Source organism: Sinobacterium norvegicum, assembly GCF_923077115.1.
Lineage (GTDB): Bacteria > Pseudomonadota > Gammaproteobacteria > Pseudomonadales > Sinobacteriaceae > Sinobacterium > Sinobacterium norvegicum.
The window spans coordinates 1,349,766-1,365,732 of record NZ_CAKLPX010000001.1 but is presented as its reverse complement, the minus strand read 5'-3'; the positions used below and the strand labels follow the sequence as shown (position 1 = coordinate 1,365,732).

The 15,967-nt window shown below is 53.3% G+C and carries 15 protein-coding genes; 9 read left to right on the top strand and 6 right to left on the bottom strand.

The features are described 5' to 3' along the window. The first annotated feature begins 56 nt into the window (after positions 1-56). The 8 genes from L9P87_RS06020 (at position 57) to L9P87_RS05985 (ending at position 8,262) form a co-directional block, all read left to right on the top strand. Complete coding sequence (locus L9P87_RS06020) at positions 57-1,583, top strand: arylsulfatase (RefSeq protein ID WP_237443768.1); 1,527 nt, start codon at positions 57-59, stop codon at positions 1,581-1,583. Positions 1,584-1,648: 65 nt separating this feature from the next. Next, positions 1,649-2,623 carry an AAA family ATPase gene (locus L9P87_RS06015; protein ID WP_237443767.1) on the top strand — a complete coding sequence of 325 codons (975 nt, stop codon included), beginning with the start codon at positions 1,649-1,651 and terminating at the stop codon, positions 2,621-2,623. A 5-nt stretch (positions 2,624-2,628) separates the two neighbouring features. Beyond that, positions 2,629-3,558 carry a DUF58 domain-containing protein gene (locus tag L9P87_RS06010; protein WP_237444381.1) on the top strand — a complete coding sequence of 310 codons (930 nt, stop codon included), beginning with the start codon at positions 2,629-2,631 and terminating at the stop codon, positions 3,556-3,558. A 3-nt stretch (positions 3,559-3,561) separates the two neighbouring features. Beyond that, a complete protein-coding gene (locus L9P87_RS06005) occupies positions 3,562-4,062 on the top strand; it encodes a DUF4381 domain-containing protein (protein ID WP_237443766.1) in 501 nt (166 codons plus the stop codon). Beyond that, positions 4,059-5,066 carry a VWA domain-containing protein gene (locus L9P87_RS06000; protein ID WP_237443765.1) on the top strand — a complete coding sequence of 336 codons (1,008 nt, stop codon included), beginning with the start codon at positions 4,059-4,061 and terminating at the stop codon, positions 5,064-5,066. The genes L9P87_RS06005 and L9P87_RS06000 overlap by 4 nt, the downstream gene beginning before the upstream one ends. Next, complete coding sequence (locus tag L9P87_RS05995) at positions 5,059-6,630, top strand: tetratricopeptide repeat protein (protein ID WP_237443764.1); 1,572 nt, start codon at positions 5,059-5,061, stop codon at positions 6,628-6,630. Before L9P87_RS06000 ends, L9P87_RS05995 begins: the two co-directional genes overlap by 8 nt. Beyond that, on the top strand, positions 6,623-7,831 hold the full coding sequence (locus tag L9P87_RS05990) for a hypothetical protein (RefSeq protein WP_237443763.1): 1,209 nt from the start codon (positions 6,623-6,625) through the stop codon (positions 7,829-7,831). The genes L9P87_RS05995 and L9P87_RS05990 overlap by 8 nt, the downstream gene beginning before the upstream one ends. After that, a complete protein-coding gene (locus tag L9P87_RS05985; protein ID WP_237443762.1) occupies positions 7,831-8,262 on the top strand; it encodes a hypothetical protein in 432 nt (143 codons plus the stop codon). Before L9P87_RS05990 ends, L9P87_RS05985 begins: the two co-directional genes overlap by 1 nt. Positions 8,263-8,280: 18 nt before the next feature. Here L9P87_RS05985 and gltS read toward each other — a convergent pair whose 3' ends face one another. The 3 genes from gltS to L9P87_RS05970 form a co-directional block, all read right to left on the bottom strand. After that, on the bottom strand, positions 8,281-9,480 hold the full coding sequence (gene gltS / locus L9P87_RS05980) for a sodium/glutamate symporter (RefSeq protein WP_237443761.1): 1,200 nt from the start codon (positions 9,478-9,480) through the stop codon (positions 8,281-8,283). A 95-nt stretch (positions 9,481-9,575) separates the two neighbouring features. Then, positions 9,576-10,175, bottom strand: coding sequence for a DJ-1/PfpI family protein (locus tag L9P87_RS05975; RefSeq protein WP_237443760.1), 600 nt, complete (start codon positions 10,173-10,175; stop codon positions 9,576-9,578). A 27-nt stretch (positions 10,176-10,202) separates the two neighbouring features. Continuing rightward, entirely contained in the window at positions 10,203-10,712 is a 510-nt protein-coding gene (locus L9P87_RS05970) for an acyl-CoA thioesterase (protein ID WP_237443759.1), read from the bottom strand. A 203-nt stretch (positions 10,713-10,915) separates the two neighbouring features. Here L9P87_RS05970 and L9P87_RS05965 point away from each other — a divergent pair, with 203 nt between their 5' ends. Further along, positions 10,916-11,866: a winged helix-turn-helix transcriptional regulator gene (locus L9P87_RS05965; protein WP_237443758.1), complete on the top strand. Its 951-nt coding sequence runs from the start codon at positions 10,916-10,918 to the stop codon at positions 11,864-11,866. 12 nt (positions 11,867-11,878) lie between these two features. Here L9P87_RS05965 and L9P87_RS05960 read toward each other — a convergent pair whose 3' ends face one another. From L9P87_RS05960 to L9P87_RS05950, 3 genes are all read right to left on the bottom strand, one after another. Then, complete coding sequence (locus L9P87_RS05960) at positions 11,879-13,111, bottom strand: acetyl-CoA acetyltransferase (protein WP_237443757.1); 1,233 nt, start codon at positions 13,109-13,111, stop codon at positions 11,879-11,881. Between the two features lie 149 nt (positions 13,112-13,260). Beyond that, a complete protein-coding gene (locus L9P87_RS05955) occupies positions 13,261-14,460 on the bottom strand; it encodes an acetyl-CoA C-acyltransferase (protein WP_237443756.1) in 1,200 nt (399 codons plus the stop codon). A 4-nt stretch (positions 14,461-14,464) separates the two neighbouring features. After that, the gene (locus L9P87_RS05950; protein WP_237443755.1) at positions 14,465-15,943 is read right to left on the bottom strand and encodes a carotenoid oxygenase family protein; all 1,479 of its coding nucleotides are present in this window, start codon (positions 15,941-15,943) and stop codon (positions 14,465-14,467) included. Positions 15,944-15,967 lie beyond the last annotated feature (24 nt).

Genomic DNA, 15,967 nt, shown 5'->3' with positions numbered 1-15,967 from the left:
CTTACAATTCGTCCGTGAATTGATACTTATTGCCCATTCCCCCAGTGGAGAAGTCTATGACAAAGTTTTCTGAAAAATTAATTTGCCAGGCTGTCGTCGGCGCCACCGCCGCGACGGCGTTGGCTGCGCCAGCGATGGCCAGCACCGCCAGTGAGAAGCCCAATATTGTGGTGATTATGGCCGATGATATTGGCTGGTCAAACACCTCGGCCTATAACATGGGCATGATGGGCTACAAAACGCCGAATATTGATCGCATTGCCGAGGACGGTATGCTGTTTACTGATCACTATGGTCAGCCCAGTTCAACTGCAGGGCGGGCGGCCTTTTTAACCGGTCAGTTGCCGATTCGTACCGGTCTGCTCAATGTCGGTCTGCCGGGCTCGCCAGTGGGGCTTTCTCCGTCTGACCCAACTCTGGCCGAGGTGCTCAAAGACCACGGTTATATGACTAATCAACTGGGTAAAAACCACCTGGGGGATCAGGAGCATATGCTGCCGCATCGCCGAGGCTTCGATAATTTCTACGGCAACCTCTACCACCTCAATGCCGAGGAAGAGCCAGAGAATGAGGACTACCCAAAAGACCCGGCCTTTGCTGAGCGCTTTGGCCCCAGAGGTATGGTAACAGGTACTGCCGATGGCCCGACCGGCTCGGATGGACCGCTGACCAAGAAGCGGATGGAGACCATCGACCGAGAGCTGACCGATATGGCTGTCGACTATATCGAAGAGCAGGCGAAAACCGATGAGCCCTTCTTCCTCTGGTATAACCCCTCGAGAATGCATGTGTGGACTCACCTGAGCGAGGAGTGGGCTGGTAAAACAGGCTATGGTCTCTATGCCGATGGTATGGCAGAGCTGGATCACTATGTGGGTGAGTTGCTGGACACCCTGGAAAGCACTGGCCAGAGAGAGAATACCATTGTCATCTTTACCACCGATAATGGCGCCGAGAAAATGTCCTGGCCCGATGGCGGCAACACCCCGTTTAAGGGCGAGAAAGGCCTGACCACCGAGGGTGGTGTGCGGGTGCCCTTTATGGTCAGTTGGCCGGGTAAGATACCGGCGGGCAAAGTCAACAATGGCATTCAATCACACGAGGATATCTTTACCACGCTGGCAACCATTGCCGGTGAAAAAGAAGTGCAGAAGAATTTCAAGACCAAGCATGATGTCTATATCGATGGCTATGATCACAGTGAGTCCTGGTTTACCAACGAGGATACCCCGCGTAACGAGATCTTCTATTTTGCCGAGACCGGTAATTTAGAGGCGGTCCGTGTTGGTAAGATCAAGACTACGTTTATCCAGCCCACCGAGGACTCTTGGTTTGCTCCGCGCCTGGCCTCAACCTGGCCTCAGATCGTCGACCTGCGCTCCGATCCTTACGAGGAAGCCCCCGAGCACTCGATGATGTATCTACGTTGGTTTGGTGAGCGGATGTTTTACTTTATTCCAGTACAGGTTGAGGTGGCAGAACTACTAAAAACCTTCCAGGAATTCCCGCTGCGTCAAACACCAACCTCGTTCAACCTTGAAAGGGTAATGAAGCAAATGCCCTACCGTCCAGACGCCAGCTAATTGCGGCACTAGAGGATGAACAACACCGGGTGGCTTAGCGCCACCCGGTATTGACAGGAGTTTCGATGGAGACAACAACGATGACACCCCCCCCGCAAGACTTGATTAAGGCGTTAAAAGACAGCATCAATCAATCGATTATTGGTCAACAGGCCGTGGTCGACCAGTTGATTATTGCGCTGTTGGCCGAGGGACATGTGTTGATACAGGGACTGCCAGGGCTGGCAAAAACCCGGGCGGTATCCGCTATGGCCAGCAGTGTTGATGCCCAGCTGAGACGGATTCAATTTACTCCAGATATGCTGCCCTCGGATATTACCGGCAGCGAGATGTTTAACAGCGAAAGCCAGCAGCTGAGTTTTACCAGGGGGCCGGTGTTCAGCAACTTTGTGTTGGCCGATGAAATCAACCGCGCGCCGGCCAAGGTACAGTCGGCACTGCTGGAGGCGATGGCCGAGGCTCAGGTCTCAGTCGCCGGCCAGAGTTACCCATTACCGGATTTATTCATGGTCTTAGCCACCCAAAACCCGGTGGAGCAGGAGGGCACTTATCCGCTGCCCGAGGCTCAGATGGACCGTTTTTTGATGCAGCTGCTGATTGACTACCCGAGCATCGAATCAGAGATATTAATGCTGCAAATGCTGCGGGCAGAGTCTCGTGCTGAGGCCGGCCAGCCGGTGATATCGATGGCTGATATTTTACAGGCCCGGCGTCAGATCGAAGCGATTCATGTCAGTGCCGCCGTCGATCAATATATTGTCGCGCTGGTCGATGCCAGCAGAAAGCCGCAAAAATACCATCAACAACTATCCAAGTGGATAGATCAGGGCGCCAGCCCCCGCGCCTCGATTGCCCTCGACAAGGCTGCCAGGGCCACTGCCTGGTTGGCCGGCAGAGACTTTGTCAATACTGATGATGTGCGCCGCGTCATCCATCCGGTGCTGCGTCACAGAATCAGCCGCAGCTATACCGCTATAGGAAATAACATCAGCAGCGATCACATTATCGACACGATTGTCGATCACGTCGCCTGGGTTTAGTCGTGATGTTGCCGCTCAGCCAAGACAGCCGCCTCTATTGCCAGCGCCAGCGTATGTTGATGCTGGCAAAACAGGGTGCCAGCTTACAGCTACGGCCTCCTTACCGCAGGGGTTCAATGCTGGCTGGTAAGCATAAAAGCAGTCAGCGCGGTCGTGGTATGGACTTTGTCGAACTCAGACACTACCACCCCGGCGATGATGTTCGCTGTATCGATTGGCGGGTCAGTCAACGTACCGGGCAGATGTATTTGCGTGAGTTTGCCCTCGAGACAGATAAGACGCTGACCCTGATTATTGATCAGCGCTCGAGTCTGTTCTTTGCCTCTGATGGCAGTATCAAGGCGGTGCTGGCAGCGGAGATTGCCGCCGTTGTTGCCGGTCGCGCCCGCTTTGATGGTGACCGCATTGCCGGCCAGGTTATTACCGATACCGGCCTGCAGCCATTGATTGGTGGCCGTGGTCAGCAGGGTTTGTTGCTGTTAATCGAGCAGCTTATCGATGCCAACCAACGGTTGCCAAATACCGAGGGAGAGAGTTATCCACACGGTATGATCGAGGCGCTGAGCAAACTCTGTGGCGAAAAAGTCAGGGACAGATTGGTTGTTATTGTCAGCGACTTTATCGATGTCGATGCCGAAAAATTGGCATTGTTGCTGGCGCAATTATCCCGCCATAACAGTGTGATGGGCTGTTGTGTCTATGACCCGTTGGAGCAACAGCTGCCGACGCAGTCGCTGTTACTGGCTGATAACCGCTATCAGCTGTCGTTGAGTCGGCTACAAGACGGGTTGAGAAAGCGTTTTCACCGCGCTGTAGCAGACGAGGGACAGCGACTGGCGTCGGCATTTTCTGACAATGGCCTGGCGCTGTTAATGTTGTCCACTCACCAAGACTGTTGGCAGCAATTGCAGCAGCAAATTAATGCGGGGGCTTAAAATATGAAGGGGCTGTATTATTTTGCCAGTGCTGACAGTAATAGTGGCAGCGTCACAGACTTCGCCCAGCACCTGCTTAATAAACTGCACTGGGGCAATCAACCAGAGCCTGTTAGTTGGCTGCCCAATACGCCGTTTTGGACGGTTCTGGCCTACGGGATATCGGCTCTGGTGTTGCTTTACATGGCAAAAAAAATTCACCACTACCGCCGTCAGAGTTATATTCGCCAGGCGCAAAAGCGCTGTCAGACGTTGCTGGCGACTAAGAGTTACCAGCATTTACCGCTGCTGATTAAGCAGCTGTGCCAACAGCGTTGGCCTGAGGAAAAATTGGCTCATGTATCGATGGCTGAGTTACCCCCCCGACTGCTGGCACTGCAGGGGGGGCAGGCGCTGTCGCAGCATACCTGTGAACAGCTGGAATCCATTGCCTATCAACAAAACCACAGTCTGAGTCAGCGCCAGGTCCGAGAGTTGCAAGCTTGGTTTAAGGAGTTTCAATGATACGCTTTGATCACCCGTGGATGCTGCTGTTGCTGTTGTTGCCTGTGTTGATGGTATTTTTACCCAGCCACAAAACACAGGTGCAGGCGATAAAATACAGCCGCTTTAAAAAACTGTTAGAGCTCAGTGGCCAGCATCCCAGCAGCGCAGCGGTTATTCTACGGCGTAGAGTTTGGCAAAAAACACTGGCGGTGTTGAGCTATGTGTCGCTGGTCATCGCCGCCTGTTACCCGGTGTATTATGGTCAGCCATTTACCGTCGAGCAAAGCGGTCGCCAAATGATTGCCGCCGTCGACCTATCCGGCTCGATGGAGGCCAGCGACTTCGAGGACGACCTAGGCCGCAATCAACGGCGAGTCGATGTGGTAAAAACGATACTGGATGACTTTTTAAAAACCCGTCAAAGCGATCGGATAGCCCTGGTGGCCTTCGGTGATGATGCCTATTTGCAGGCGCCGTTCACCAGTGACTATTCGCTGTTGTCGACTCTGCTGAATGAGATGGATGTGCGTATGGCAGGCTCAGGCACTGCCTTGGGCGATGCGATTGGGGTGGCGGTCAACCACTTTGAGGGCAGCAAGGTTGAGCATAAAGTATTATTGCTGCTGACCGATGGCCGCGATACCAGTAGCCGATTTTCACCGTTGGATGCCGCCCGCCATGCCGGTGAAAAGCACATTACTATTTATCCCATTGCCATCGGTAACCCTGAAAATGTCGGTGAGGAGGCAATGGATATGGAGATGCTGGCCGAGTTAGCTGAGCTGACTGGCGGCCAGGTATTCAGCGCGATGAACGCGGATGATATGCGCCGGGTTTACGATGAAATAGATCGTCTCGAACCAGAATTATTTTCCAGTCATGTGGTCACCCCGAAAACGCCGTTGTACTTCTATCCGATTATTGTCTGCCTGACGGTGGTGATGTTGAGTCTGTTGCTGGTCATGCTGGTGCAGTGGCTGCGGCGGCGTGTAAGGCCAAGCCTGGAGGTGATCGATGAGTGAATTACATTTTATTCGCCCACTGTGGTTGTTATTGCTGATGCCGCTGTTAACTGCCTGTTATCTGTTGATCAAAAATCGGCCGAAACAGGCCTTGGCCAAGATTATTGCGCCGCATTTGCTGGCCTACTTTAGCACCGGCCAAGGGCAGAGATCTCGGCTGTCACCCACTGCTGTGTTGCTGGCTTTTCTAGTGTTGTTGGTTGTTATTGCCGCCGGCCCCAGCTGGCAGCCCGAGCCCAATACTCAGGCTGTGGACAGCACGCCGACAACAATTGTTGTCGACTTATCGTCGACTATGGCAGCCAATGATATCGCGCCAAATCGCTTGGAAAATGCCAAGTTAAAATTGTTGCAACTGTTGGCCTTAAAGCAAAACGGCCCTGTTGGTGTTTGGGTCTATGCCGGCAGCAGCCATCTTCTGTTGCCACCGACAGTGGACAGAGAGGTGTTATCGCTGTACCTGTCCAGCTTATCCACCGGCCTGGTGCCCAGGGCGGGCAAGGACTTGGCAGCGCTGTTAGCTCGGCCGGAGCTGCAGCCTGAGGTGGTTGCCGGTAGTTTGCTGATTGTCTCCGACAGCCTCGACGGGGCTAATATGCGCGCCTTAGCCGACTTTAACCGTCAACCTAATAGTCAGGTATTGTTTTGGAAATTTGGCTTTGAACCAAGGCTGTCCACCTCGGCTGTCAAGACCTTGCAGATGACCGGCGATGACAGCGATGTGCAGCAGGTTGTTCGCTGGTTGAATAGCTACAGTTATTTTGACCCCGCGGATGAAACGATACAGTGGCAGGAGGCGGGTTACTGGTTGGTGTTTGTAGCCATTGCGCTTGCCCTGCTGTGGTTTCGCCGTGGCTGGAGTGTCGATTGGCGGCTGGGCTCGGCACTGCTGCTGCCGCTGGTAATGCTGCTCTCTGCCGCGGCACCAGCACCGGCAATGGCGCAGCCCAATGGCGACAGAAAGCAGTGTGGACACCTGTTAATGAATGTCTTGCTAAGCCCAGATCAGCAGGGCCAGTGGTATTATCAGCGGGGTAATTATCGCTGTGCGGCACTGCTGTTTGAAGACCGACAGTGGAAGGCTCAGGCACTGTTAAAAAGCGGGCAGTGGCAGTGGGCGTTGACGCTGATGAACAAAATGCCTGAGTCCGCTCAACGCAGTCTTAATATTGGCCTGGCCTACGCAAATTTACAGCGTTTTCGCAGCGCCGAAACGTGGTTTCAGCACAGCCTGGAACAGCAGCCGAACAGCCAGGCGGCACAGCAAAATTTGGCAGTTTTAGCCGAGGTGTTCGAATTGATGTCGCTGCGTGCCGATGGTCAGGGAACCGCCGGAGAGGATATGACGGCTGATCATGTGCTTTCGCTGCAAGAGGACATGGAGGTGGAGCAGTCCGAGGACATAGAAGAGGTGATTAACAGTGCGGATTTAATAGCCGATGAGCATCTGACCAAGATTTGGTTAGAGCAGGTCAAGTCTCGGCCAGAGGTGTTTTTACGCAATAAGTTTTCACTGCAGCTACAGCGCCAGTCGGGGGCGCAACAGGGGGCCGACAATGAATAAGTTACTTTTATTGCTGGTGACAATCACCCTGACACTGTTGACGGGGACAGCCGCCTATGCCCAAGAGCGGCAGCTGTTTGCCGATTGGCAGCCACAGAGCCCGGTGGTTAGTGCCAGATCACAGGCGACGCTGTGGTTGACGATATACAGTGATGAAGAAATTTACGGCGCCATTCAGCCACCGGTGTTGTCATTGCCTAACGTGTATATTGAATTACCCAGTGCTCAGCCGGTCTATGTTAAACAGCTACGCAATAACCAGCAGTACCACACTGCCCGGATTCGATATGACTTTTATGCCGCCAGCTCTGGTGAATTTGTGATTCCAGAATTGACGTTTAGCATGCGTTCGGCCGGTGTCAGCACACCGCTGAAAACATCTCCCTATACTCTGCTGGTCGAGCCGCTGCCGGCTGAGGCAGGCTCTATGATAGTCACTCCGGGACTAACTTTAGAGCAGCAGACGACGGCTGCCGAAGTGTTGGCCGGCAGCAGTGTGTCTCAGACCATGACTATCAAGGCGCTGGCTATGCCGGGCTATTTAATGGCCGAACCGGTACTGCCGCAGCCGCCACAGGGAGTTGAAGTGCAACAGGGTCGAACCGAGGCTGACAGTCATTTTTACGGCGGTGTGGTAACCGGTAGTCGCAGTATTGAGAGGCATTTTAGATTTTCACAGGCCGGTGAGTATACCCTGCCGGCAATATCGATAAACTGGTGGGACAGCGAAAGGAAAAAAGTGAAAATCAGCCATATCGCGGCACAACCTATTGTTGTTACTGCCCCGCCGCCGCCGCCGCTGCCACTGCGGCAGCGGCTGGAGGCGAAGCTGGATCTGTTATGGCAGAGCTTGGTTGATGGCTGGGGCAAACAGAAATACACCGTACTCACTTTATTGGTAATGTCAGCACTACTGATTGCTTATCGTCAGTTGGTTTTTGAACAGTATATTGGGCTGAAAAAAAGGTTTTATAGCCTCTCTCAGACTGATCAATACCAGTGGTTATTATTGATTTTTTGTGTACTTTTATTACCGACATCAGCGTTAAATAAGCGACTCTATTTTAGTCCTCTGCCGCCGTCAATGAGTGATAGTGGTCGGTGGAATCTTACCCGGCAGTTAGCCTCTGGAGTGTTTCAGTCTGTGGCCAATGTTCATGCTTTAAAACCGTTAAACCCTGAAAACAGGAGGAGTGTGTGATGAATAAAATATTCTCAGTAGTGCTTGCCCTAAGTGCATTTTTTACCGCGATAACAGCTGCTGCCGAAAACCTGCAGCAACCGCTGAGCTACAGTGGAGAATCTATTCAGCGTATGGACGATTTCCACTACGTGGCCAAGATTACCCTGCCGGAGCCGGCCAAGGCCCGCTGTGTGGCCTATGGCAAAGACAATGCGCCAGTGGCCATCGATTCTATTGCTGTCTATGACGAATTCGGGATTGCCAACTTTGTGATCGACCCAGAGGAGGGGCCGGTGCAGCGGGTTGACTGCTGGGTGACCAGTACTCGAGCCGGAGACAGAGAGACATTACAGCAGCGTGAACAGGCCTTGAGTAAGAAAAAAATGATGCAGGATTACGGCATTAGCCCAGAGCAGTTGCAGCAATTGGACAGCCAGCACAGGGACTAGCTGTTCCGCTATAGCCACTCAACCGATAGCGCCGACAAAATAATTAATAATCATGGCATTGGCTAAATCAATAAAGAAGCCGCAGACCAGTGGCACGATGATGAAGGCGCGGTGGGCGGCACCATTCTGTTGGGTTACCGCCGTCATATTGACGATGGCTGTGGCGGTTGAACCCAGGGTAATGCCGCCAAAGCCAGAGCTGATAACGGCGGCCTCGTAGTCTCTGCCCATAAAGCGGTAGACGATGAAGACGGTAAAGATAACTGATAACAGTGCCTGCAGTGTCATCACCGAGGCGAGGAAGACCATTGCGCTCTGCAGTTGCCATAATTGTAAACCCATCAACGCCATGGTTAAAAACATACCCAGACTGATGTCTGAAATCATGCCTAAACCCTGCTGTGAGTTTTCGTTAAATTCGCGTTTGAGCACATATATTTTTAAATTGCCGATAATAATACCGACGATCAAACAAGAGACAAACATCGGTAATTTAAGTCCGGTTTCGGCGATAATCATATCCAGACCGTAACCAAATATTATGCAGACATTGAGTATCAACCAAGCGTGTAGCACACCAAAATAGTCGAGTTTCGCCTCGGTATTATGTTGTATGCCGATGTCGAGTGCCTCGTGACTGCCGGTGGCTAAGTTGTCGCGTTTGATCAGATAGTTGGCGACTGGGCCACCGATTAAACAGGCGGCGAGTAGGCCGATAGTATTGCTGGCAATACCGATTTCAGAGGCGCCACTGATACCCATCTCATCAAAGATAGGTGCCCAGGCGACGGTGGTACCGACGCCGCCGATTAACGAAATAGAGCCCGACATCATGCCCATCAGCGGCTCCATGCCGAAGGCGGTGGCGACACCGATACCGACAAAGTTTTGCAATACGATATACACCACGGCCATCAGGGTGAGAATAAGCAGCGGTTTGCCGCCGGAAATTAAGGTTTTAAAATCGGCGTTGAGGCCTATGCCGGCGAAGAAATAAAGCAGCAAAATATCGCGTACTTCTAAATTGAAGGTCACCTGTTTATCGAAAATATAATACAACACAGCCACCACGGAGGCGCATAAGAAACCGCCGATGACTGGCTCGGGAATACTGTATTTGCGCAATGTGGCGAAACGCTGGGTGGCGTGTTTGCCGACAAACAGCAATATAATAGCAATGGTAAAGGAGACAAATCCTTTAATGGTGATTTCTTCCATGGAACCCTCGAAGGCTGAATGATGAAAATAGCTTACCCAGCAGACTAGCCTAGTTATGATTAATTGGCTGGCGGAGAGAACACCAACTGAGTTGATTAAATATAGCTTTTAATAACTGCCAGGCTGCGACCGACGGTGGTGTCTTTTTCTCCCACCGGTGCCACATAGTGAATCGCTTGTTCGGCGGCGCTGGTGCCCGCCAGTTTAGCGATGACCCAGGTGGCGAGGTATTGTGATGCCATGCAGCCGCCTGCGGTGGCAATGTTGCCGTTGGCGACAAAGGCTTGGTTTAACACCTCGACGCCGGCGTCGATCACCCAGGGCTTGGTGGTGAGGTCGGTACAGGCCGGGGTGTTATTGAGCAGGCCGAGTTTGGCCATTAATAGGGTGCCGGAGCATTGGGCACCGATAAGCTGTTTGGATGGGTCAAGCTTGAGACGGTCGAGGATGCTGCTATCGACGACGATATCGCGGGTGTAAATACCGCTGCCGAACAACACCACATCGGCACTGTTAGCGAATTCGAGTGGCTGTTGTGCCTCGATGGTGACGCCGTTCATCGAGGTGACGGTGGCTGTCGGGCAGGTAATTTGTACCTGCCAGCCGGCACTCTTCATCCGATTGAGAATACCCAGGGCGATAAAGGAATCGAGTTCGTTAAAACCTTCACAGGTGATAATAGCAATGTTCATCATTGTGTTAACCGTAATATTCGCATGTGCTTAGGGCGATAGCTCATCAGACTGGGGTGGTTGAAAGGCGTTGGCGACGGGGTAAAAATCGCGGAATAAGGCCGGCATTTTGCAGGCCTTGCCTGTTTTTAAATTAAAGCAAACATAGTCTAGGGAGGCGCGTAAAATAGTGGCACCATCGGCGGGGCGGATAATTTGGAATTGCCGGCGGATGCGCAGGCGTCCATCGTTTTTACTGATCCACGTGCCGACTAATAAGTCATCGTCACAATAGCTGGCCAGCAGGTAACTGACATGGCTGTCACGAACCGCCATGCCAAAGCCAAAGTCGTCGGCGGCATCGGCGTCGACGCCGGTGGCCTTTGAATTGGCTCGGGCGCATTCATCCAGCCAGCGAATATAGACTGAATTATTGACATGATTGTAACTGTCGATATCGGCGGCGGTGGCAGTGAGCTTATAAATAAACGGCGCAGGGTGATCCCAGTTGAGACCATCGTAATCGATGTCTTGAGGGTGGTTGTTCTGCAGTTTGCTCATAGGGCCGCCGGAGTCAAAGGTGTTGTGAAATGTTATTGGCTAAAATTTACCATGACCGAGGGGTGAACATAACCCCTTATATTACGGTTGTCGCCGGGCTATAACCCTGTTGCCGTCAGGTTTTTAACTGGATGTTATCGACCGGGGCTGTTTCTTATTCTCAGAGTGCTTATACTGGTCGCAGGACTCTATTAGTGACGGTTATGCAGCAATATACACAACGCATTGTTAATACGCCAATGGCTCGCGGCTTGGATGTGATCGGCGATCGCTGGACGCTGCTTATTCTGCGCGATGCCTTTGTCGGCCGCTGCCGGTTTGAAGACTTTCGGCGGTATATTGGCATCAGCAAGGCAACACTGTCGCGTCGATTGGAGGCGCTGATCAGCGAGGACGTAATGGTTAAGCGAGCCTATAACAAGGCCGGTAATCGTTACGAATATAAGCTGACGGCCAAGGGGCAGGGCATGTTTGCCTCGTCGCTGCTGGCATGGCAGTGGGAGAGTGAATGGGGCACAGCCAGCGATGGTTCGTCGCCAGCACCACTGCCGCAGCAACTACTGCACCGAGATTGCGGCCATGACCTGGCACCCTTGGTGGTCTGTCAGTATTGTCAGCAGGGCTTTAGTATTGAGGATGTACGATTGCCGGCCGGCGACAACATGGTTGACCAGTTAGGTGATATGCAGTCGGTGGGGCAGCAGCGTCGGGTGCGTGCCAGCAGTGGCGGTGGCGAGCAAGACTTATCGTTAGTACATATCAGTGATTTGATTGGTGATCGTTGGACGCTGCTGTTATTAATCGCCGCCTTCTTCGGCGCCAAGCGTTATGACAGCTTTGCCAAGACGCTGAATATCGCCTCTAACATCCTCACCGCTCGGCTGAATTTACTGGTTGACGTCGAGGTGTTTGAGCGCAGTGATTATCAACTAAACCCGCCGCGCAGCGAGTATCTGTTAACGACAAAGGGAAGGTCGCTTTATCCGATCGTCATGTCTTTACGCCAGTGGGTAATCGACTGGCTGCCCGAGGAGGAACAGGGGGCGGAGTTAATCCATCAGCCCTGTGGACAGCCGCTAAAAGTCGCCGTGCACTGTGGCCACTGCGGTGAAAAACCCAACATCAAAAGTATTAGCTTTGTCTCACCGCAGTAGCACCGCCGACACTTAACGGCCGATAATCAGGCTGGCGCAGGTGGTGGTACTACCGCCAAGGTTAAACGTCATCATGTTGCGGGCGCCGTCAATCTGATAACCGCCAGCGCTGTCGGTGACCTGTTTATAGCAGTCCAAGGCCATTCTGATACCGGTGGCGCCTACCGGATGGCCGGCGCCAATCAATCCGCCGCTCATATTAATCGGTAGTTGTCCGCCGGCAATGGTGTCGCCATTTTCAATCGCCTTCCACGCCTCACCGGGGGGATATAAGCCGGTGTGATCGATCACCATATACTGGGTAATGTTGAAGCAATCGTGTACTTCCAGGCCGTCGATGCTATCGAGGTTGGCCAATTTGGCCCGGGCCAGTGTTTGTTGAAACAGCTGCTGTACATGAGGCAGTAACAAGCCGCCGGGTTGACTGGCCTTGAGTTTTTCACTGAACAGCATCGGCGCATTGATATGCCCCCAACCCTTGATTTTCGGAATGCTGTCCAGGCTGATGCCGCGGGCCTTGGCATAATCGCGGGCGCGACTTTCGGTGGCTAAAAATACCACTGCTGCCCCGTCGGTAATTTGGCCGCAGTCCTGACGCCGAATATTACCGATAATCCTCGGGTTATGCTGGTCGTTGTCGGTAAAACTGTGGTCGTTGAACTGCCATTGACGACTTTGGGCGTTGGGGTTTAGCTTGGCATTGGCAAAATTCTGCTGCGAGATGGCGTTTAGATGTTGCTTGTTTAAACCGTGGCGCTGCTGGTATAGCTCGATCATGCCATCGAAGGCGCAGGGCCAGACATAGGGTGTATCCTGCCATTCTTTGTCGCGCCAGGCTGCCGGTCTTAAATTGTCGGCGGCCTGGGCACCATCGATGTTACGCATTACCTCGACACCTAATACACAGGCGATGCCATAGCGGCCAGATTCCAAGTTGGCCATGGCAGCCATCATTGCCATCGAGCCCGAGGCGCAGGCGGCTTCATGGCTGGAGGCCGGCATATTCGCCATGGCGGGGTCGACATGGCCAAAGAAACCACCGAGATGACCCTGGCCGGTAAACAGTGCCGAGACAAAATTACCGACATGGCCGACGTCGATGTCGCCGGCATTCAACTGTGTCGACGTTAAGCCGTCGCGGACGGTATCGATAAAAAGGTCGGCGATGGTGCCGCCATCACGATAAACATTACGACAGAAGTCACTCTGGTGGCCGCCGAGTAGATAGATTGGTTCTGAAGCCATGGGCTTGCCTGCTCTGAATAAGTGTCAGGGGCCAGACCCCTGCTACGGTAGGTTAGTGTTTATATACGCTCGATTAATCTAGTTGTCGACACCGACGTAAATGGCAATAAGGAATGGCGAATGATGGCGGTTGCGGTAGGTGTTGCAATCTATAGACGCTCGATCAAGGTGGCGACGCCGACACCGGCACCGCCACAGATGGCAATCACGCCGCGCTTGAGGTCGCGTCGCTCCAACTCGTCTAACAGTGTGGCTAATAGGTTGCCGCCAGTGGCGCCGAGGGGATGACCGAGTGCAATAGCGCTGCCGTTTACATTGAGTTTTTGTCCGTCGATGGCAAAGTGTTGTTGATAGTTGAGCACGCTGGCGGCAAAGGACTCATTGACCTCCCAAAGGTCAATGTCGTCGGCGCCGAGTTCACAGGCTCGCAGTAATTTCTCGGTGGCACGCAGGTGGCCGGTCAGCATTTTTACCGGCTCATCACTGGCGTTGGCGAAATGCCGAACACTGGCGCGGGGGGTTAAACCCAATTGCTGGCAGCGTTGCTCGCTGGCCAATAACACCAGTGAGGCACCATCGACCAAGGCCGGTGAATTGCCGGCACTGTGCAGTGCCTGCAGCGGCGCATACGGGTATACATCTTTCACCAGCGCCTTTGATGGTTCGATAAAATCACTGAAGCTGGCTGGCAGAGATCCTAACGATTCGACTGTGGTCTTTGGTCGTATGGCATTATCGTCGGTGATAATAGCTCGGCCATGACTATCGAGCACAGGGATGACCGATGGCGAAAAGTAACCCTGCTGGCGAGCATGTTCAGCCCGCTGCTGCGACTGCAGTGACAGCTGATCGAGCTGCTCACGGCTATAATTCTGTTGACTGGCAATCACATCGGCGGCCACACCCATATGAATAAAACGGGTGGCTCGCATTACCTTTGGTTCACTGTACCAGGCGCCTTTATCGGCAAACATCGGTACGCGGCTCAGTTGTTCGACACCACCGGCGACCACCAACGATTCCATGCCAGCGATAATCTTACTGGCCGCCAAATTGATGGCATCGAGGCCGGAGCAGCAAAAACGGTTAACCGTGGTACCAGAAACGCTGTTCGACCAGCCAGCATAAAGTGAGGAAATTTTACCGAGGTTGGCGCCCTGGGCACCGGTTTGGGTGGCGCAGCCGAGTAACACATCCTCTACCTCGGCGCTGTCGAAACCGTTACGTTGCTCCAGCGCTTGATACAGTGGAGCTAACAGATCGACAGGGCTGAGATGCGCATAAGCGCCATCGGATGACGAGACGGCACGGGGAATCCGCACGGCATCGACAATCATCGCCTTAGGCATGGTGTTAAACCTCTCCGTCTTGATAGCGTCGAATACTGTCACCGCTGGCCCAGGTAGCATGGGTACCACTGCAGATGCGGTGGGGCAGGATGATGCGGCAGACCGGGCCGGCTTCGATGTCTTTGGCATCGACCAGAATACATTCAGAGCGGTTCTCCTTCATGTCGGTGATAAAACTCACCAGATAACCATCATCCTCGTCCTTGGCGTCGACTCTCGGCGCAAAGGGGGCCTCGCTGCCATAGCGCTGCTCGCCAAAGGGCAGGCTCCAGGATTCGCCGGTGTCGGTATCGTGTTTGACCATGCCGGAAAATAAAAACCAGTTGGGCTCGCCCCAAACGCTATACACATAGCGAGATTTGCGACCGGCATAGCTCTGATTAAAGGTACCAAACTCCAGCGGTCTGTCGTCGAGACGCTGTTCGATCACCTCACCGGTGACCAGGTTGAAACGCCAGCGATGCAGCTTGGATTGGAAGCAGCTGATGGAGATATTTGCCATCATCTTACCGACGGCGCGGGGCAGCCCCTCGATTGGCTCGGGGTCAGGTTGATCTTGGAAATAGCCCTCGAGGATTAATTCGTCACCCTCTTCGTAGGCGTTCATCCAGTGCAGTACATAGGTAGGATCGGCCTCAAACCAACGCACATCCTTGGCCTCGCCAAAACGCGGAATAACGCCAAAGCGGGTCGGTGTATCGGGGTAGTATTTGGCGTGATGGCGCCCCTGCTTCAATAACTCTGGGTCCCAAAACAAGGGTAAATCAACCAGAATTGAATAGTTTTCAGAAAATGCCATATCGTGGGGTAAGCGCGGCCCAGGCAGCGGCACCGGGGTGTAGTGCACCAGCTTATTATTGCGGTCGATAACGCCGTAGTGCTGGTAGGGCGGATATTTCGAATAATTAAAAAATAACATCTCGCCGGTGTTTTCATCCACCTTTGGGTGCGCCGAAATACCGTCGATGGGTGCCCAACCGACGGTTCCCTGTTGTTCCAGTGTATAGGGATCGAGTTGATAGCCATCGCCGCACTGCCAAAACGTTGACAGTATCTTGCCGGCATGAATCACCACATCGGTTGAAGAGGCATCTTTGATCGACCCCTGTGCACCGCAACCGGGGCGCTTTGATAGTTCGGGGTTGTTGGCAATGCCGGCCCACAGTGCTTCGCCAGCCTCCTGTTCGGCATTAAAGCCCTTGGTGCGAACAAAGCGGTTGCGGTATTCAGCCTTGCCATCGCGAAACGACATCGAGTGAATCATGCCATCGCCATCGAAGGGATGATAATTGCCTATTGGCTGCTGTACCGGGTTCTCGGTATTACGCACATAAACGCCGTCGATATCCGTGGGAATCTCGCCGATGACCTCCATTTCGGTGGCGGTGTACTCGGTGAAGTTGGGCGTCCAGGCACCGTTGAGATAGGGGTGATGGCTGGGCTCGAGGGTATTGGCGACCTTATTTTTATAGCTTACCGGCATAGCGTTCTCGTCTGTCTAGGCAAA